General features: G+C 75.1%; 12 protein-coding genes. 11 read left to right on the plus strand and 1 reads right to left on the minus strand.

Going from position 1 to position 18,265, the window contains the following annotated elements:
• Nucleotides 1-87 precede the first annotated feature (87 nt).
• The 4 genes from ACFCX4_RS22815 (at nt 88) to ftsY (ending at nt 6,095) form a co-directional block, all read left to right on the plus strand.
• Nucleotides 88-387: an acylphosphatase gene (locus ACFCX4_RS22815; protein WP_376145231.1), complete on the plus strand. Its 300-nt coding sequence runs from the start codon at nt 88-90 to the stop codon at nt 385-387.
• A gap of 413 nt (nt 388-800) precedes the next feature.
• Nucleotides 801-1,004, plus strand: a complete 204-nt coding sequence (locus ACFCX4_RS22820) for a hypothetical protein (protein WP_376145233.1) — start codon at nt 801-803, stop codon at nt 1,002-1,004.
• A gap of 260 nt (nt 1,005-1,264) precedes the next feature.
• Nucleotides 1,265-4,837 (plus strand): chromosome segregation protein SMC, encoded by a 3,573-nt coding sequence (gene smc / locus ACFCX4_RS22825; protein WP_376145235.1) that lies wholly within the window; start codon nt 1,265-1,267, stop codon nt 4,835-4,837.
• A gap of 55 nt (nt 4,838-4,892) precedes the next feature.
• A complete protein-coding gene (gene ftsY / locus ACFCX4_RS22830; RefSeq protein WP_376145237.1) occupies nt 4,893-6,095 on the plus strand; it encodes a signal recognition particle-docking protein FtsY in 1,203 nt (400 codons plus the stop codon).
• Nucleotides 6,096-6,262: 167 nt separating this feature from the next.
• On the opposite strand, the gene ACFCX4_RS22835 is transcribed toward ftsY, so the two are convergent.
• Nucleotides 6,263-6,952 carry a bifunctional DNA primase/polymerase gene (locus tag ACFCX4_RS22835; protein WP_376145239.1) on the minus strand — a complete coding sequence of 230 codons (690 nt, stop codon included), beginning with the start codon at nt 6,950-6,952 and terminating at the stop codon, nt 6,263-6,265.
• Between the two features lie 598 nt (nt 6,953-7,550).
• Between ACFCX4_RS22835 and ACFCX4_RS22840 the strand changes: the two genes are divergently transcribed.
• The 7 genes from ACFCX4_RS22840 to ftsH all read left to right on the plus strand — a co-directional run bounded on the left by ACFCX4_RS22840 (nt 7,551) and on the right by ftsH (nt 18,186).
• Complete coding sequence (locus ACFCX4_RS22840) at nt 7,551-9,005, plus strand: hypothetical protein (protein ID WP_376145241.1); 1,455 nt, start codon at nt 7,551-7,553, stop codon at nt 9,003-9,005.
• Nucleotides 9,006-9,336: 331 nt separating this feature from the next.
• Nucleotides 9,337-10,704: an ammonium transporter gene (locus tag ACFCX4_RS22845; RefSeq protein WP_376145243.1), complete on the plus strand. Its 1,368-nt coding sequence runs from the start codon at nt 9,337-9,339 to the stop codon at nt 10,702-10,704.
• The gene (locus ACFCX4_RS22850; RefSeq protein WP_376145245.1) at nt 10,701-11,039 is read left to right on the plus strand and encodes a P-II family nitrogen regulator; all 339 of its coding nucleotides are present in this window, start codon (nt 10,701-10,703) and stop codon (nt 11,037-11,039) included. The genes ACFCX4_RS22845 and ACFCX4_RS22850 overlap by 4 nt, the downstream gene beginning before the upstream one ends.
• 209 nt (nt 11,040-11,248) lie before the next feature.
• Complete coding sequence (locus tag ACFCX4_RS22855) at nt 11,249-13,759, plus strand: [protein-PII] uridylyltransferase (RefSeq protein WP_376145247.1); 2,511 nt, start codon at nt 11,249-11,251, stop codon at nt 13,757-13,759.
• Between the two features lie 180 nt (nt 13,760-13,939).
• Nucleotides 13,940-15,505, plus strand: a complete 1,566-nt coding sequence (ffh, locus tag ACFCX4_RS22860) for a signal recognition particle protein (protein WP_376145253.1) — start codon at nt 13,940-13,942, stop codon at nt 15,503-15,505.
• Nucleotides 15,506-15,594: 89 nt separating this feature from the next.
• Nucleotides 15,595-16,134, plus strand: a complete 540-nt coding sequence (locus ACFCX4_RS22865) for a GNAT family N-acetyltransferase (RefSeq protein WP_376145249.1) — start codon at nt 15,595-15,597, stop codon at nt 16,132-16,134.
• A gap of 135 nt (nt 16,135-16,269) precedes the next feature.
• Nucleotides 16,270-18,186, plus strand: coding sequence for an ATP-dependent zinc metalloprotease FtsH (gene ftsH / locus ACFCX4_RS22870; protein WP_376145251.1), 1,917 nt, complete (start codon nt 16,270-16,272; stop codon nt 18,184-18,186).
• Nucleotides 18,187-18,265 lie beyond the last annotated feature (79 nt).

Below are 18,265 nucleotides of genomic sequence, written 5' to 3' on the forward strand. Positions count from 1 at the left end.
ACCGGCGGGGGCCGCGCGCGGGCGGCCGGTGCCGGGCCCGGCGGCTCCGTGACGCGGGCCGCCGTCCGGGCGGATAGGGTCGGGGCCATGCACGGTCGCGACGCCCACAGCGAGGAGCCGGTCCGGGTCACCGCCTGGGTGCGCGGCAAGGTCCAGCAGGTCGGCTTCCGCTGGTGGACCCGGGCACGGGCGCTGGAGATCGGGCTGACCGGCTACGCGAGCAACCTCGGCGACGGCCGGGTGCAGGTGGTGGCCGAGGGCCTCGCCCCGGACTGCGAGCGGCTGCTGACGCTGCTCAGAGGAGCGGAGACGCCCGGCAGGGTGAGCGGGGTGACCGAGATCTGGACGGCCGTCGGTCCGGGGTACGAGACCTTCGAAATCCGCTGAGCCGCCCCGCGGGCCGGGCCCGCCGGGGGCGTGCGGAAAAGGATCGGCAACCGGCGGTGTCGTACGGTTGCCATCCGGGCAGACTCGTGGTTGACTCCGCATCGAACGATGATCCACGAGCAGGTGGTGGACCCCCCTTCCCGGCCGCCCGGCGTGACGACACCGCCAGGCAGGTGACAGGGGCGCGGTAGCGTGCGGTGATCGTGTTGACCCGTACCGTCTTTGGTGAGACGCTGGAAGCCCGCGCACACGACCGCGTCATTCCGGTAGGTGCAAGCCCTCGTGAGCCCAGCTCACGGTGGTTGCGCCATAGTGCCCAGCCAGCACTGCCGGTGCGCGCCGCGCGTGCGTCCCCCTTCCCCCTAGACCTGTACCGTTCCGGTTCGGTCACTCAGCGTGGAGGACCATTCATCATGGCAAAGGCGCTTCTCGGGTACGTCGGCGGCCCCGACCCGCGAATGCTCACCGAGGTGCGACGGCTGCAGCAGCGCGTCCAGGATCTCGAAGCCGAGCTCATCAGGATGCAGGCTGAGAACGACGCTCTCACCGCTGTCGCCGGCGAGCACTCGCTGCTCAACAGCATCGACCTGGATCAGCGGGAGCCGGCTCTCACCTGAGTCCCGCCCGATCTCCCGGTCGACGCCGCTGTGCACTGAGCCGCCCCGAAAGGGACGCAGCTTGCAAGGGACGCCCCGCGTGGCGTCCCTTCGTCGTGTCCGGGGCAGGGACAGGGACAGGGGCACGGGCCGGTGCCGGTGCCGGGCCTCACCCGGGCCGCGCCCGCCGGGTGTGGGGCGCGATCGCCGCAGGTGCGGACGGTTACAGTCGCCGCAGGGTCCCCGCCGGGGCCCGGCGGGCGAGGCGAGGAGACCGGCGCGTGCACCTGAAGAGTCTGACGCTGCGCGGGTTCAAGTCCTTCGCCTCCGCCACCACCCTGCGGTTCGAGCCCGGCATCACCTGCGTGGTCGGTCCCAACGGCTCCGGCAAGTCCAACGTCGTCGACGCGCTCTCCTGGGTGATGGGCGAACAGGGCGCGAAGTCGCTGCGCGGCGGCAAGATGGAGGACGTCATCTTCGCCGGGACCAGCGGGCGCGCCCCGCTCGGCCGGGCCGAGGTCAGCCTCACCATCGACAACACCGACGGCGCCCTGCCGATCGAGTACGCCGAGGTGACCATCACCCGGACGATGTTCCGCAACGGCGGCAGCGAGTACGCGCTCAACGGCGACACCTGCCGGCTGCTCGACATCCAGGAGCTCCTCTCCGACTCCGGCATCGGCCGCGAGATGCACGTCATCGTCGGCCAGGGACAGCTCGACTCCGTGCTGCACGCCGACCCGATGGGGCGGCGCGCCTTCATCGAGGAGGCGGCCGGCGTCCTCAAGCACCGCAAGCGCAAGGAGAAGGCGCTGCGCAAGCTCGACGCGATGCAGGTCAACCTCAACCGGGCGCAGGACCTCGTCGCCGAGCTCCGCCGCCAGCTCGGCCCGCTCGGCCGGCAGGCCCGGATCGCCCGGCGGGCCGCCGGGATCCAGGCCGACCTGCGGGACGCCCGGCTGCGGCTGCTCGCGGACGACCTGCTCGGCCTGCGCCGCGCCGTCGAGGCGGAGATCGCCGACGAACTGGCACTGCGGCTGCGCCGCTCCACCGTCGAGCAGGAACTCGGCGGGGCGATCCGGCGCGAGGCCGTGCTGGAGGCGCAGGTCCAGCAGCTCGGTCCCGGCCTGGAGGCCGCCCGGCAGACCTGGTACCGGCTCTCGGCGCTCTCCGAGCGCACCCGCGGCACCGTCGGGCTGGCGGAGGCCAGGGTCCGGCACGCGGCCGCCGGCGGGCGGGCCGAGGAGCGCCGCGGCCGGGACCCGGAGGAGCTGGAACGCGAGGCAGCCCGCGTCCGGGAGGAGGAGGCCGCGCTGGCCGGGGCCCTGGAGGCGGCGCAGGAGGCGCTGGACGCGGCCGTCGACGGCAGGACCGGGCTGGAGCGCGCCCTCGCCGCCGAGGAGCGCCGGCTCAGGGACGCCGCCCGGGCCATCGCCGACCGCCGGGAGGGGCTGGCCCGGCTCCAGGGGCAGGCCGCCGCCGCCCGCTCCAAGGCCGCCGCTGCCGAGGCCGAGACCGGCCGGCTCGCCGAGGCCCGGGACGAGGCGTTGCTGCGCGCCGGGGCCGCGCGGCGGGAGTACGAGGAGCTGAGGGCCGAGGTCGAGGCCGGCACCGAGCAGGGCGAGCGGGCCGACGCCGCGCACGACGCCGCCCGCGAACGGCTCGCCGCCGTCGAGCGGGAGCTCGCCGCGGCGCGCGAGGACGCCGCCGCCGCCGAGCGCGAACGGGCCGCGCTGAACGCCCGGCACGAGGCGCTCGCGCTCGGCCTGCGCCGCAAGGACGGCAGCGGCGCGCTGCTCGCGGCCGGGGACCGGACGGCCGGGCTGCTCGGACCGGCCGCCGCGCTGCTGCGGGTCGCCCCCGGCCACGAGCGGGCCGTCGCGGCCGCGTTCGGCGCCGCCGCGGACGCGGTCGCCGTCGACTCGCCCGGGGCCGCCGCCGAGGCGCTGCGGCTGCTGCGCAAGGAGGACGCCGGCCGGGCCGCCCTGCTGATCGCCGACGCCCCCGAACCGGACGCTCCGGCCGGGGAGTTGCCGCCCGGAGCCCGCTGGGCCGCCGAACTGGTCGACGGACCGGCCGGCCTGCGGCCCGCGATCGGTCGGCTGCTGGCCGGCGTCGTGGTGGTGGACACCCTCGACGACGCGGTCCGGCTGGTCACCGCGCACCCCGCGCTGAGCGCCGTCACCACCGAGGGCGACCGGCTCGGCGCCGACTACGCGCACGGTGGATCCGGCGCCGCGCCCAGCCTGCTGGAGACCCGGGTGGCGGTGGACGAGGCCGCCCGGGCGATCGCCGGGCTCGACGTCCGGTGCGCCGGGTCGGCCGGGCTGCTGGCCGAACTCACCGCGCGGCGGCGGGAGTCGGCGGCCGCGGTGGAGGAGCTCACGGTCCGGAGGCGGGCCCGGGAGCGCGAACGGGCCGAGGTGGCGGGCACCCTGGGCCGGCTCGGCGGCCAGTCCCGGGCCGCGGCCGGCGAGGCCGAACGGCTGGCCGCCGCCGCCGGCCGCGCCGAGGAAGGACTGGACCGGCTGTTCGCCGGCGCCGAGGAGCTGGCCGAGCGGCTGGCCGTCGCCGAGGAGACCGCCGACGGGGAGGACGAGCCGGACGCCGCCGAGCAGCAGCGGCTGGCCGGGGCCGCCGTCGTGGCCCGGCAGGCCGAGCTGGAGGCCCGGCTCGCCGTGCGCACCCACGAGGAGCGGGTCCGCGCCCTGACCGGCCGGGCCGACCAGCTGGACCGGGCCGCCCGGGCCGAGCGCGAGGCGCGCGACCGGGCCGCCGAGCGCCGCCGGCGCGCCGAGCACGACGCCGCCGTGGCGGGCGCGGTCGCCGCGGGCGCCCGGCAGCTGCTCGCCTGCCTGGAGGTGTCGCTGGCCCGCGCGGACGCCGAACGGGCCGCCGTCGAGCAGGCGCGGGCGGTCCGCGAGGCGGAGCTGAAGGAGCACCGCGAGCACGGCCGCGTCCTCAAGGACGAGCTGGACAAGCTGGTCGACGCGGGCCACCGGGACGAGGTGCTGCGGGCGGAGAAGCGGCTGCGGATCGAGCAGCTGGAGGGCCGGGCGCTGGAGGAGTTCGGGATCGAGGGCGGCGAGCTGCTCGCCTCCTACGGGCCGGACCGCCCGGTCCCGCCGTCGGCGCCGGAGGAGGGACAGGAGCCGGGCGAGCCGCGCCCCTACGTCCGCGCCGAGCAGGAGAAGCGGCTGCGCGCGGCCGAGAAGGCCTACCAGCAGCTGGGCAGGGTCAACCCGCTGGCGCTGGAGGAGTTCACCGCGCTGGAGGAGCGCCACCGGTTCCTCGGCGAACAGCTGGACGACCTCCGGCGCAGCCGGCGCGACCTGCTCGACATCGTCAAGGACGTCGACCAGCGGGTCGAGCAGCTGTTCACCGCCGCCTACCACGACACCGCCGCGCAGTTCGAGGGCGTGTTCTCCCGGCTCTTCCCGGGCGGCGAGGGCCGGCTGGTGCTCACCGACCCGGAGTCCATGCTGACCACCGGCGTCGAGGTGGAGGCCCGCCCGCCCGGCAAGAAGGTCAAGCGGCTCTCGCTGCTCTCCGGCGGCGAGCGCTCGCTCACCGCGGTGGCGCTGCTGGTCTCGATCTTCAAGGCCCGTCCCAGCCCGTTCTACGTCATGGACGAGGTCGAGGCGGCGCTGGACGAGACCAACCTGCGCCGGCTGATCGCGATCATGGAGGAGCTGAGGGAGAGTTCCCAGCTCATCGTGATCACCCACCAGAAGCTGACCATGGAGTCCGCCGACGCCCTCTACGGGGTGACGATGAAGGGGGACGGCATCTCGCAGGTGATCAGCCAGCGACTGCGGGAGGACCGGAAGGGGGCGCCGGCCCTCCCGCGGTGATCCACTCCGCCGCCTGCGGTCCGCGCGCACCGGTGTCGCGGATACTGGGGGGGTTATGGAATACGTGATTCTTGCCGTAGTCATCGCGGTGGTCGCCATCGGTGCGATCGCCGGACTCGTCGTTTCCGGCAGACGACGCCAGCAGCTGCCCCCGAAGTCGCAGGCGCCGGTCATCACGGCGCCCCCGACCCCGCGCGAGCCCGCCGTCGGCGAGGAGGCCGCGCCGCCGACCGAGGAACCGCGCCGCACCGTCGAGGAGGTGGAGCTCCCGGCCGCCCCCGAGGAGGAGGCGCAGGCGCCCGCCGAGCCGGCGGCCCCCGCCGTCGAGGTCCCCGAGCCCACTGCCGGCCGCCTGGTCCGGCTGCGCTCGCGGCTCTCCCGTTCGCAGAACTCGCTGGGCAAGGGGCTGCTCTCGCTGCTCTCCCGCGAGCACCTCGACGAGGACACCTGGGAGGAGATCGAGGAGACCCTGCTGACCGCGGACGTCGGCGTGGCCCCCACCCAGGAGCTGGTCGAGCGGCTGCGCACCCGGGTGAAGGTGCTCGGCACCCGCACCCCGGACGAGCTGCGCGGCCTGCTGCGCGAGGAGCTCGTCGAGCTGATCGGCGAGGACGCCGACCGCGTGGTGCGCTCGACCAGGCACGAGGAGGGCCCCGCGGTCGTCCTGGTGGTCGGCGTCAACGGCGTCGGCAAGACCACCACCACCGGCAAGCTGGCCCGGGTCCTGGTCGCCGACGGCCGCAAGGTGGTGCTCGGCGCGGCCGACACCTTCCGCGCCGCCGCCGCCGACCAGCTGCAGACCTGGGGCGAGCGGGTGGGCGCGCGCACCGTGCGCGGGCCTGAGGGCGGCGACCCGGCGTCGATCGCCTTCGACGCGGTCAAGGAGGGCATCGCCGAGGGCGCGGACACCGTGCTGGTGGACACCGCCGGGCGGCTGCACACCAAGACCGGGCTGATGGACGAGCTGGGCAAGGTCAAGCGGGTCGTCGAGAAGCACGGCCCGGTGGACGAGGTGCTGCTGGTGCTGGACGCCACCACCGGTCAGAACGGGCTGATCCAGGCCCGGGTCTTCGCCGAGGTGGTCGACATCACCGGAATCGTGCTGACCAAGCTGGACGGCACGGCCAAGGGCGGCATCGTGGTGGCGGTCCAGCGGGAGCTGGGCGTGCCGGTCAAGCTGGTCGGACTCGGCGAGGGTGCGGACGACCTGGCGCCGTTCGAGCCGGGTGCGTTCGTGGACGCGCTGATCGGGGACTGAGCCCCGCGGTGCACCGGTGAAGGGTCCGCTCCTCCGGGGGCGGGCCCTTCGGCGTTCCCGCTCCGGCAGCGGTGCGGCTCCGGCCCGGGTCCGCTCCGGGGCCGGCCCCGTGAGCCCGGGTCCGCTCCGGGCCCGGCCCCGGGAGCCGGGCGGCCGGACCCCCGGGGTCAGGCGATCCAGGCGGGTTCGCGGGTGCGCTCGCGGCCGCGGTGGCAGGCGTAGGCGAGGGTGCCGAGCAGCAGCCGGGCCTCGGGCGGGCAGCCGGCGTTGTCCCGGGTCGGGCGGCGCAGCCAGCGGACCGGGCCGAGGCCGGCGAGCACGGTGGGCGGCGCGGCGACGAAACTTCCCTCGCCGTGGCAGGTGAGGTCGAGGGCGGCGTCGTCCCAGCCCATCCGGTAGAGCAGGTCCGGCAGCCGGCGGGCGGTACCGGGCGCGACCAGGAACTGCAGCCGCCCGGTGGGGGAGGCGAGCACCGGGCCGACCTGGGTGCCCATCCGCTCCAGCCGGACCAGGGCCTGCAGGCCGGCCTGCTCGGGGACGTCCAGCACGTCGAAGGCGCGGCCGGTGGGGAACAGCACCGAGACGTCGGTGCCGGGACGGACGGCCGGCCCGGCGCCGGGGACGGGGTGCGGTCCCTGGACAGGATGCAGACCGGGGGCGGCGCAGCGCGGGGCGCCGCAGTGACAGCGGTCCGGGGTGCCGGCGGCGCGGGACGGTTCGCCGACGACGACGGTCCAGCCCCATCGGCCGGTGTACTCCGCGGCGGCCTGGCTCGCGCCGGCCCGGGTGCGACGGCGCGCCCCCAGCGGTGCCAGCCGCAGGTACCCCAGTCGAAGTTCGCCGAACAGGTTGTCCATGCCTCCCCCAACAGGTTCTCGTTGCCGATGGTTACGGGACGGTGACTTTGTGTTGATTGTCTGTTGCGTGGTGCCGAGCGGTGCTGCGTGGTGCGTCGTGCGGTGGCGGCGCGCGGCGCGTGGAGTGCGCCAGGTGCGCTGCAGTGCCTCGGGCGCCGCCTTGTGGCGGACGGTGCCGATGCCGGATCGTCGGGTGCGCGGGACGGACTTCGGTCGGTGCGGGCGGCAAGTCCGCCCGTGGCGGCGGTGGTTCGCCTGAAGAGCCGGGAAACGGTGGGGACTTGGCGGCCCGCATATGCCGGACCGCCGGGACTTCCTAGTGAAGCGTCTGCCGACGCGGTTCGGTTCACTCCTGGGGGTGGCGAAAGGTGGCGTTTCGCCAGGGCCGCTCCCCGGGGCGGTGTGCAGGGCGTTACTTTCAGCACACGGACATCGTCGGGAAGTCCGCTCCGGCCCTCGCGGGTCCGGGAGTTGGCGAACTGACGGTTCGTCTGCGGCGGTGGCGCCGCAGTTCGGTACGGCACGTCTGGCAAGAGCCCGCAACCGTCGGGCGATCACGATCGGGGCCCCGCGGGGCCGGGCGGGATGGGGACGACCCATGGCAGAGAAGCAACCCAACGAGAAGCTGACGACGTGGTTCGCCCGCAGTGGCTGGTCCAAGGGGGAGTTGGCCCGTCAGGTCAACCGCCGGGCCCGGCAGATCGGCGCCCACCACGTCTCCACCGACACCTCGCGGGTGCGCCGCTGGCTCGACGGCGAGCAGCCGCGCGAGCCGATCCCGAAGATCATGTCGGAGCTGTTCTCCGAGCGGTTCGGCTCGGTGGTCTCCGTCGAGGACCTCGGCCTGCGCGCCGCCGTGCCGGTCTCCACGGTCGGCGGCGGCGTCGATCTTCCCTGGAGCGCTCCGCAGACCGTCCAGCTGATCAGCGACTACTCGCGCAGCGACCTCATGCTCAACCGGCGCGGGTTCCTGGGCACCTCGCTCGCCCTGACCGCCGGCGCCGCGCTGATCGAGCCGATGCAGCGCTGGCTGACCCCCGGGCCGAACGGCGCCCCCACTCCGATCCTGACCGCGGCCAACGGCGGCGAGCCGTTCACCGGCCGGCTCTCCGAGCCCGAGCTGGAACTGCTGGAGCAGACCACCGTCATGTTCCGGCAGTGGGACGCGCAGAACGGCGGCGGCCTGCGCCGCAAGGCCGTGGTCGGCCAGCTCCACGAGGTCACCGACCTGCTCCAGGAGACCTACCCCGAACAGACCACCAAGCGGCTGTTCCGGCTCACCGCCGAGCTGGCCCACCTGGCCGGCTGGATGTCCTACGACGTCGGCATGCACCCCAGCGCGCAGAAGTACTACGTGCTGGCGCTGCATGCCGCCAAGGAGGCCGGGGACCGTCCGTTCGGCGCGCTGATCCTCACCGACATGAGCCGGCAGATGATCCACCTCAACCGGGGCGAGGACGCGCTGGAGCTGATCCACCTCGCCCAGTACGGCAGCCGCGACACCGCCACCCCGCGCCAGCAGTCCCTGCTCTACGCGATGGAGGCGCGCGCGTACGCCACGATCGGCGAGGTGAACCGCTGCGCCCGGGCGATCCGGCTGGCCGAGGACACCTTCACCGACATCCGCGAGGGCGACGGCGACCCGGACTGGCTGAAGTTCTTCTCGCCCGCCGAGCTGAACGCGGAGAACGCCCACTCCTTCCGCGACCTGGCCTACCACTCGGACAACGCGGCGCTCTACGCCTCGATGTCCGCGCCGGTGATGGAACGCGCGGTCGACCTGTTCCGGCAGGACGGCGACCACGTCCGCTCCTACGCCTTCAACCTGGTCGGCATGGCCAGCGTGCACCTGCTGCAGAACGAGCCGGAGCAGGCGGCGGTCTTCGCCGAGCAGGCGGTGGACATCGCCACCAAGGTCCGCTCCGAGCGGCTCAACTCGCGGGTCCGCAAGACCACCGAGGCCGCCTCGACCAGGTTCCAGGGGGTGGACGCGGTCAGTCGGCTCAAGGAGCGGGTGGTCCAGGACATCCCCGAGTACGTCTCGGTGGTCTGAGCCGCCGCCCGGCGCCCGTTCCACCCGCTCGATCCGCTCCACCCGCTCGATCCGCTCCACCACGACCCACCGCCCGTGCCGGCCGCCGACGGCACGGGCGGTGCCGTGTCCGGCACACCGGGTGGCGGCGGGACCTCCGGTCACCCGGCCGGCCCTGCGGAACGGCGGTCGTTCACGCGGGTGTAACCCCGCCGTCGCCCTCGTCACGGCGGCGAAACAACCGGCCGCATCGGCCGAAACCAGCCTTCGGCACGCTCCTCCTCATCGCCGACGCCCCGGGTGCACGGGACAGACCCGGGTGCGGATCGGCTCCAGTCGGGAGGAGACGCCGATGCCGGAGGGCTTCAGCGCGGGTGACACCGCCTTCGTACTCATCTGTGCCGCCCTGGTCATGGTGATGACCCCGGGGCTGGCCTTCTTCTACGGGGGGATGGTCAGGGCCAAGAGCACGCTCAACATGCTGGCGATGAGCTTCCTGTCGCTGGGCATCGTCAGTGTGCTGTGGGTGCTCTACGGGTACTCGCTCAGCTTCGGCCCCGACGCGGGCGCCGGGTTGATCGGCAACCTGGACCACCTCGGAATGCGCGGCGTCGGTCTCACCGACCTCACCGGGACGATCCCGGTGACCGCCTTCTCCGCCTTCCAGCTGATGTTCGCCGTCATCACCCCGGCGCTGATCAGCGGCGCCATCGCGGACCGCGCGAAGTTCGCGGCCTGGGGCCTGTTCACCGCGCTCTGGGCGACCGTGGTCTACTTCCCGGTCGCGCACTGGGTGTTCTTCTTCGACGGCGGCGAAGGCGGCTGGCTCGGCGACCGCAACGGCGTGATCGACTTCGCCGGCGGGACGGCCGTCCACATCAACGCCGGTGTCGCGGGCCTCGCGCTGTGCCTGGTGCTCGGCCGGCGGATCGGTTTCCGGAAGGACCCGATGCGCCCCCACTCGCTGCCGCTGGTGATGCTCGGCTCCGGGCTGCTCTGGTTCGGCTGGTTCGGCTTCAACGCGGGCTCGGCGCTGGCCGCCAACGGTGTGGCGGCGATGGCCCTGCTCAACACCCAGCTCGCCACCGGGGCCGCGCTGGTCGGCTGGCTGGTCTACGAGAAGCTGCGGCACGGCGCGTTCACCACGCTGGGCGCCGCCTCCGGCGCGGTGGCCGGCCTGGTGGCCGTCACCCCCGCCTGCGGCTCGGTCTCCCCGCTCGGCGCGGTGGCGATCGGCCTGATCGCCGGCGCCGTCTGCGCGGCTGCGATCGCGCTCAAGTACCGCTGGGGCTTCGACGACTCGCTCGACGTGGTCGGCGTGCACGCGGTCGGCGGGGCGATCGGCTCGCTGCTGGTCGGCCTGTTCGCCACCGGCACGATCGGCCAGAGCGCGAAGGGGTTGTTCTACGGGGGCGGGGTGGCGCAGCTGGGCAAGCAGGCGATGGGCGTGGCGGTGGTCGGCGTCTACTCCTTCGTGCTCTCCTGGCTGCTGGCCAAGGCGATCGACAGGACGATCGGGTTCCGGGTCGCCGAGGAGGCCGAGGTGGCCGGAATCGACCGGGCCGAGCACGCCGAGTCCGCGTACGACTTCAGCGCGCTGGGCTCCGCCCTGGGCCGGACGGCCGTCCACGCCCCGGCCCCGGCCCCGGCCGCCGTCACCCCCACCGCTCCCGCCGCCGCGGCGAAGAGCACCGAGAAGACCGAGGTGGACGCCCGATGAAGCTCATCACCGCCGTCATCAAGCCCCATCGCCTGGACGAGGTGAAGGCCGCCCTGCAGGCCTTCGGCGTGCACGGCCTGACCGTCTCGGAGGCGAGCGGCTACGGCCGGCAGCGCGGGCACACGGAGGTCTACCGGGGTGCGGAGTACACCGTGGACCTGGTGCCCAAGGTCAGGATCGAGGTCCTGGTCGAGGACGAGGACTCCGAGCCGCTGATCGAGGTGCTGGTCCGGGCCGCCCGGACCGGCAAGATCGGCGACGGCAAGGTGTGGTCGATCCCGGTCGACACCGCCGTCCGGGTCCGCACCGGTGAACGCGGTCCCGACGCGCTCTGAGCGCGGGCCGGGCCCGCCCGGCCCCCGGCCCGGCCCCGCGCGGCGCTCCGGGGCGCTCTCCACGGCGCCCCGGAACGCCCCTTCTCCGCACCGCGGCTCCGCCCGCCGTGATCCCGCGCGGGCCCGCGGCCGCCCCCACGGCCGCCGGCCCGCCGGCCGCGCACCGGCGGCGCCCGACCGACCCGCACGACCACGGACGGGGACCTCGCATGGACCGTGACACCGACGACGCCCGGACCGGCCCCGCCGCCCCTCGTCCCGCCGCCGGCCCCGCTGCCGCCGGCCCCGCCGCCGCCCGGGCCCGGCTGCTCGCGGCCCCCGGCCCCGGCGGCCGGGACCGCCGGGCCGGGCTGTCCGCGCTCACCGACGCCTGGCTGGCCGCCCTGTTCACGGACGCCGGCGCCCCGGCCGGCACCGCCGTGGTCGCGGTCGGCGGCTACGGGCGCGGCGCGCTCGCCCCGCGCAGCGACCTCGACGTCCTGCTGCTGCACGAGGGCCGGCTGGACCCCGCCCTGCCCGACCGCCTCTGGTACCCGGTCTGGGACTCCGGCGCCGCCCTCGACCACGCGGTCCGCACCCCGGCCGAGGCCCGGGCGGTGGCCGCCGCCGACCTCAAGGCGCAGCTCGGCCTGCTGGACGCCCGGCACGTGGCCGGCGACCCGGCGCTCACCGCCGCGCTGCGCTCCGCCGTCCTCGCCGACTGGCGGGCGGGCGCCGCGCGACGGCTGCCCGAGCTGCGCGAGCTGGGCCGGGAGCGGGCCGAGCGGCACGGCGAGCTGTCCTTCCTGCTGGAACCCGACCTCAAGGAGGCGCGCGGCGGCCTGCGGGACGTCGTCGCGCTCGACGCGGTCGCCGCGAGCTGGCTGGCGGACGCGCCCCGGGAGGGCCTGGCGGACGCCGCGCTCCGGCTGGCCGACGTCCGCGACGCCCTCCACCTGGTCACCGGCCGGGCCACCGGGCGGCTCGCCCTGCAGGACCAGGACCAGGTCGCCGAGCGGCTCGGCGTGCCGGACGCGGACGCCCTGCTGCGCCGGGTCTACGAGGCGGCCCGGACCGTCGCCTACGCCTCCGACGTCACCTGGCGGGCGGTGGACCGGGTGCTGGCCGCCCGCTCGGGCCGGGGCCGCGTGCCGCGGTGGCGCGCCGCCCTCCCGTTCACCGGCCCCGCCGGTGCCGCCGGGCGGGGCGCGGGCGCGGCGGCCCGGGGCGCGGTGGAGCGCCGGCCGCTCGCCGAGGGGGTGGTCGAGCAGGACGGCGAGGCGGTGCTCGCCCGCGGCGCCCGCCCGGCCGCCGACCCGGTGCTCCCGCTGCGCACCGCGGCCGCCGCCGCGCAGCACGGTCTCACCGTCTCCTGCGCGACGGTGCGCCGGCTGGCCGCCGAGTGCCGTCCGCTGCCGGTGCCCTGGCCGGACGAGGCGCGCGAGCAGCTGGTCACCCTGCTCGGCGCGGGGGAGGCCTGCCTGCCGGTCTGGGAGGCGCTGGAGGCGGAGGGCCTGATCACCCGGCTGCTGCCGGAGTGGGCCCGGGTGCGCTGCCTGCCGCAGCGCAACGCGGTGCACCGCTGGACGGTGGACCGGCACCTGGTGGAGACCGCGGTGCGGGCCGCCGCGATGACCCGCCGGGTGGCCCGGCCGGACCTGCTGCTGGTCGCCGCGCTGCTGCACGACATCGGCAAGGGGCGGCCCGGTGACCACAGCGAGGCCGGTGAGCCGCTCGTGCGCGGCGTGGCCGCCCGGATGGGCTTCGACCCGGAGTCGGTGGAGACCCTGGCGGTGCTGGTCCGCCACCACCTGACCCTGGTGGACACCGCGACCCGGCGGGACCCGGACGATCCGGCCACCGTCGAGGCCGTCGTGAAGGCGGTCGGCTCGGCGCCGCGGCTGGAACTGCTCCGGGCGCTGACCGAGGCCGACGCGCTGGCCACCGGCCCGGCCGCGTGGAGCCGCTGGCGGGCCGCGCTGGTGGACGGCCTGACGGCCCGGACCGCCGCCCGGCTGGCCGGGGAGCACCCGGTCCCGGACGGCCACCGCGCGGAGGACGGGCCGACCGCCGAGCAGGAGCGGCTCGCGGTGGAGGCCGCCAGGACCGGCGGACCGGCGCTCGCGCTGGCGGCGCGCGCCGGCGCGGACCCGGCCGGCGGGCCCGCGGGCGGCGGGCCGACGGGCGCGCGGCTGCTGCTGGCCGTCCCGGACCGCCCGGGCCTGCTGGGCACCACCGCCGGGGTGCTCGCCCTGCACCGGCTGACGGTGCGCGCGGCGGGGCTGCGCGAGCTGGACCCGATCGGCGCCGGTCCGGTGCTGCTGCTCTCCTGGACGGTGGCCGCGGAGTTCGGCGAGCTGCCGGATCCCGCCCGGCTCCGGGCCGATCTGCGGCGGGCGCTGGACGGCTCGCTGGACGTCGCCCGCCGGCTGGCCGAGCGGGACGCGGCGGCCCCGCGCCGGCCGGGCGTCCCGGTCCCGCCGCCGGTGGTGGCGGTGGCGCCGCCGGCGGCCTCGGCGACCGCGACGGTGCTGGAGGTGCGCGCGCACGACGCCCCCGGGCTGCTGCACCGGATCGGCCGGGCGCTGGACGGGGCCGGGGTGCGGGTGCGGACGGCGCACGTCTCCACGCTCGGCGCGGACGCCGTCGACGCCTTCTACCTGACCGACCCGGCCGGCCGGCCGCTCACCGCGCGGCGGGCCGGGGAGGTGGCGGCGGCGGTCCGGGCGGCGCTGGGCTGAGGCCGCGCGCCGGCGGCCCGCCCGCCGCCGTTCCGCGGGCGGTCCACCGGGGATCCCCGGGCGGTCCCCCCAGCGATCCGAGGTGCTTCGAACCCGGGTGGAGACCGTCCCCGGGGCGGCCGGATACCCTTGGGGGCGACGACCGTACTCAGACCGATGCCGCAGAGGACCCGCGACGACGTGTTCGACACCCTTTCCGATCGCCTCGCAGCGACGTTCAAGAACCTCCGGGGCAAGGGCCGCCTGAGCGAGGCGGACATCGACGCCACCACCCGCGAGATCCGCATCGCGCTGCTGGAGGCGGATGTCGCGCTGCCGGTCGTCCGGGCCTTCATCAAGCAGATCAAGGAGCGCGCGCTCGGCTCCGAGGTCTCCGGCGCGCTGAACCCGGCGCAGCAGATCATCAAGATCGTCAACGAGGAGCTCGTCGCCATCCTCGGCGGCGAGACCCGACGGGTCCGGTTCGCCAAGAACGGCCCGACGGTGATCATGCTCGCCGGTCTGCAGGGTGCCGGAAAGACCACCCTCGCGGGCAAGCTCGGCCACTGGCTGAAGAAGCAGAAGCACACCCCGCTGCTGGTCGCCTGCGACCTCCAGCGCCCCAACGCCGTCAACCAGCTGCAGGTCGTCGCCGACCGCGCGGGCGTCGCGTTCTACGGGCCGCAGCCGGGCAACGGCGTCGGCGACCCGGTCCAGGTGGCCCGGGACTCGATCGAGTACGCCAGGCAGAAGCAGCACGACGTCGTCATCGTCGACACCGCCGGCCGCCTCGGCATCGATGCCGAGCTGATGCAGCAGGCCGCCGACATCCGGGCCGCCGTGAACCCGGACGAGGTCCTGTTCGTCGTCGACGCGATGATCGGCCAGGACGCGGTCACCACCGCGCAGGCCTTCCTCGACGGCGTCGACTTCACCGGTGTGGTGCTCTCCAAGCTCGACGGCGACGCCCGCGGCGGTGCCGCGCTCTCGGTCGCGCACGTCACCGGCCGGCAGATCATGTTCGCCTCCAACGGCGAGAAGGTCGACGACTTCGACGCCTTCCACCCGGACCGGATGGCCTCGCGCATCCTGGGCATGGGTGACGTCCTCTCGCTGATCGAGAAGGCCGAGCAGACCTTCTCCCAGGCCGAGGCCGAGAAGATCGCCGCCAAGCTGCGCGGCGGCCCGAAGCAGTTCACCCTGGACGACTTCCTGTCCCAGCTGGAGCAGGTCCAGAAGATGGGCTCGATCTCCAAGCTGCTCGGCATGCTGCCCGGCATGGGCCAGATCCGGGACCAGATCAACAACATCGACGACAAGGACGTCAACCGCGTCGGTGCGATCATCAAGTCGATGACCCCGGTCGAGCGGGCCGAGCCGGAGCTGATCAACGGTTCCCGCCGGGCCCGCATCGCCAAGGGTTCCGGCGTCCAGGTCGGCGAGGTGAAGAACCTCGTCGAGCGGTTCTTCGAGGCCCGCAAGATGATGTCGGCGATGGCCTCCGGCAAGGGCGTGCCCGGCATGCCGGGCATCCCGGGCATGGGCGGCGGCGGCAAGAAGAGCGCCAAGAAGGCCCCGGCCGCCAAGGGCAAGCGCAAGAGCGGCAACCCGCTGAAGCGGGCGCAGGAGGAGGCCGCGGCCGCCGAGCGCCGCGCGCTGGGCCCCGGTGCCGGCCAGGCGCCCGCCGACGGCGGTGCCTTCGGCCTCGGCGCGGGCAAGGGCCCGGCCGACTTCGAGCTCCCCAAGGAGTTCAAGGACCTGCTGTAGTCCGGTGGCCTGCGGCGAACGGCCCGCTGCCCGCTCCGGCGGGAGGCGGGCCGTTCGCATGCCGGATGATCATCCGAGATGATGGTCCGATGCGAGTGACGATCAGGGCCCCGCGGGCCGGGGACGAGGTGGCGTACGCCGAGGCGGTCCGGCGGTCCGCCGAGCACATCGGCCGGTGGAACCCGGTCGAACCGGACGCCCTCCCGGACCTGGTCGAGCGCCAGGGGCCGGCCCTGCGGACCTTCCTGATCGTGGACACCGGGACCGGCGGGCTGGTCGGCAAGGTCAACGTGGCCAACATCGTGATGGGCCGGTTCTGCAACGGCGCGCTCGGCTACGACTCGTACCTGCCGTTCGCGGGCACCGGGCGCATGACCGAGGGCCTGCGGTTGGTGCTGGACCGCTGCTTCGCCCCGCAGACGGAGGACGGGCTCGGCCTGCACCGGCTGGAGATCAACGTCCAGCCGGACAACGGGCGGTCGATCGCGCTGGCCAAGCGGCTGGGCTTCCGGCACGAGGGGTTCACGCCGCGGATGCTGTTCATGCAGGGGGCCTGGCGGGACCACGAGCGGTTCGCGCTGACCGCCGAGGAGTGGCCCGGGTCGGCCGCCGCGGACGAGCGGGGCTGACGGAGCGGGCACGACGGGCGGCCCGGGCGGGGTGACCGGACCGGGCGGGGTGACCGGCCCGGGCGCCGGCCGGGGCCGGTTCCGGCGCGGCGTTGCGGTTGGAGGAGCCGGGCCGATGTCCGTATTGTCCGATGGGTGACTGATCCCGTGCCGCCGCGTCAGACCCCCGACCAGCCCTGGCGCTCCGAGGGCGCCCCGTCCCCGCCGCCCCGGCGCCGGATGCCCGGCGGCTGGACCGGTCTCGTCCTCACCGCCCTCGTGGTGTTCCTGATCAGCGACCTGCTGCTGTCGTTCTTCGGCCCCGGCGGCGCGACCACGATCTCCTACACCGAGTTCAACAACCAGCTGAACAAGGGCAACGTCACCAAGATCTACTCCAAGGGCGACGCGATCGAGGGCACCCTCAAGAACGCCGAGCCCAAGCCGGACGGCGACAAGGGGACGTACACCGAGTTCGACACCCAGCGGCCGGTCTTCGCCGGGGACAACCTCTGGAACACCCTCCAGCAGCAGGGCGTCGAGGTCACCGCCGAACCGGTCGTCCAGCAGCGCAGCTTCCTCGCCAACCTGCTCATCTCGCTGGCCCCGATGCTGCTGCTGATCCTGATCTGGGTGCTGCTCGCCCGGCGGATGGCCGGCGGCCTCGGCGGCGGGCCGCTCGGCCGCAAGACCCCGCCCAAGCCGGTCACCGCCGAGGCCGGCAAGCGCACCACCTTCGCCGACGTGGCCGGCATCGACGAGGTCGAGGCCGAACTCACCGAGGTCGTCGACTTCCTGAAGAACCCGCAGCGGTACCGCCGGCTCGGCGCCAAGATGCCGCGGGGCGTGCTGCTCAGCGGCCCCCCCGGCACCGGGAAGACCCTGCTCGCCCGGGCCGTCGCCGGCGAGGCGGACGTGCCGTTCTTCTCGGCCTCCGCCTCCGAGTTCATCGAGATGATCGTCGGAGTCGGCGCCAGCCGGGTGCGCGAGCTGTTCGCGGAGGCCCGCAAGGTCGCCCCGGCGATCATCTTCATCGACGAGATCGACACCATCGGCCGGCAGCGCGGCAGCGGCGGCGGCATGGGCGGCCACGACGAGCGCGAGCAGACGCTCAACCAGATCCTGACCGAGATGGACGGCTTCACCGGGTCCGAGGGCGTCATCGTCATCGCCGCCACCAACCGGGCCGACGTGCTCGACCCGGCGCTGCTGCGCCCCGGCCGGTTCGACCGGCGGATCACCGTCAGCCCGCCGGACCGCGACGGCCGGGCGGCCATCCTGCGCATCCACAGCCGGGAGGTCCCGCTGGCCGGTGACGCCGACCTCGTCCGGCTCGCCAAGGCCACCCCCGGCATGACCGGCGCCGAACTGGCCAACCTGATCAACGAGGCCGCCCTGCTCGCGGTCAAGCGCCGCCAGGACGCGGTGAACGAGCGCGACCTCTCGGACGCCCTGGAGAAGGTCCAGCTGGGTGCCGTCCGGCCGCTGGTGATGCCGCAGGCCGAACGGGAGCGGACCGCGTACCACGAGAGCGGCCACGCGCTGCTCGGCATGCTCCAGCCGGGCGCGGACCCGGTCCGCAAGATCACCATCGTGCCGCGCGGCCGGGCCCTCGGCGTCACCCTCTCCACCCCGGAGGCCGACCGCTACTCGTACACCGAGCCCTACCTGCGCGGCCGGATCATCGGGGCGCTCGGCGGGATGGCCGCCGAGCAGGTGGTCTACGGGATCGTCACCACCGGCGCGGAGAGCGACCTGGAACAGGTCACCGGCATCGCCCGCGGCATGGCCGGGCGGTGGGGGATGAGCGAGCGGGTCGGCCGGCTCACCGCCGTTCCGGCCGATCCGCAGGGCGCGTACGGGCTCTCCGCGGCGCCGACCACGCTGGACGCGGTGGACGAGGAGGCCCGCCGGATCGTCGCGGAGTGCTACGAGGAGGCGGTCCGGCTGCTCACCGAGCAGCGGGCCCGGCTGGACTCGCTGGCGGCGGCGCTGCTGGAGGCGGAGACGCTGGACGAGGAGGAGGCCTACCGGGCGGCCGGGGTGCCCCGGAAGGCGATCGAGCAGGCCTGAGCGGGCCTGAGCGGACCCGAGCAGGGGCCGGTGCGGGCCCGGCACGACGAAGGGGCGCACACCGCGCGGTGTGCGCCCC

This window comes from Kitasatospora sp. NPDC056327, from assembly GCF_042261735.1.
Classification (GTDB): domain Bacteria; phylum Actinomycetota; class Actinomycetes; order Streptomycetales; family Streptomycetaceae; genus Kitasatospora.

Bases quoted from the DNA above. Each gene is read 5' to 3' on its own strand.
- ACFCX4_RS22845 (WP_376145243.1), top strand. From the start codon at position 9,337: ATGCCGGAGGGCTTCAGCGCGGGTGACACCGCCTTCGTACTCATCTGT.
- ACFCX4_RS22840 (WP_376145241.1), top strand. From the start codon at position 7,551: ATGGCAGAGAAGCAACCCAACGAGAAGCTGACGACGTGGTTCGCCCGC.
- ACFCX4_RS22865 (WP_376145249.1), top strand. From the start codon at position 15,595: ATGCGAGTGACGATCAGGGCCCCGCGGGCCGGGGACGAGGTGGCGTAC.
- ACFCX4_RS22850 (WP_376145245.1), top strand. From the start codon at position 10,701: ATGAAGCTCATCACCGCCGTCATCAAGCCCCATCGCCTGGACGAGGTG.
- ACFCX4_RS22820 (WP_376145233.1), top strand. From the start codon at position 801: ATGGCAAAGGCGCTTCTCGGGTACGTCGGCGGCCCCGACCCGCGAATG.
- ACFCX4_RS22835 (WP_376145239.1), bottom strand. From the start codon at position 6,952: ATGGACAACCTGTTCGGCGAACTTCGACTGGGGTACCTGCGGCTGGCA.
- ftsY (WP_376145237.1), top strand. From the start codon at position 4,893: ATGGAATACGTGATTCTTGCCGTAGTCATCGCGGTGGTCGCCATCGGT.
- ACFCX4_RS22855 (WP_376145247.1), top strand. From the start codon at position 11,249: ATGGACCGTGACACCGACGACGCCCGGACCGGCCCCGCCGCCCCTCGT.
- ACFCX4_RS22815 (WP_376145231.1), top strand. From the start codon at position 88: ATGCACGGTCGCGACGCCCACAGCGAGGAGCCGGTCCGGGTCACCGCC.